The sequence below is a fragment of the Vibrio sp. YT-19(2023) genome, assembly GCF_033337395.1.
Window position 1 is genome coordinate 1 of the sequence record NZ_JAWOQN010000962.1, and the last position, 553, is coordinate 553.

Consider the following 553-nt stretch of genomic DNA (forward strand, 5'->3'; position numbering starts at 1 on the left):
TGGACAGTCTTCATACGACGATGGCAGAATTGGAACATCATCGTTGTTATTCAAACCATCCAAAACCGTCTTAATCTGATCAATTTGATTGATGTCTGAACCTTCCCAAGCACTGACCGCGTTACTAATGATATCTCCAATAGACATCCACTGATCGCCAAACCAAATAACGGTAGTTTGGCTTAAACCCTCAGAGGTTGGACGATGTCGAGTGTTAAAGATAAATGCGAGTAGTTGCTGAGCTAGCTGCTCTTTATGCTCGTTAAGGTCCGCGTTGCCATTGCTATCGACCAAGAATTGTGACACTTCGGATTGCCAAGTCCCTGCCATCCAAATAGCAGAATCGCCGCTAAATGCTGCTTCAACTGGCTCTCCACCAGTAAATTTACCGTCAAATGGCTCGTCACCAGCTCCAAAGTAGTTACTTGGAGAGGCGTAAGGGGCTAATCCATTCACATATACTCTGTCGGCTTCAGTTAGTTCACTTAAGCCATTTTTGTTGTGCCAGTAACCTTTGGTGTCAAAGTCTGCAGTGATTTCACAAATGTTATTG

General features: G+C 44.1%; 1 pseudogene. It reads right to left on the reverse strand.

Annotation, left to right across the window (positions count from 1 at the left end):
- Positions 1–553: pseudogene (locus R7E78_RS29440) on the reverse strand (hypothetical protein); the annotation flags it as partial.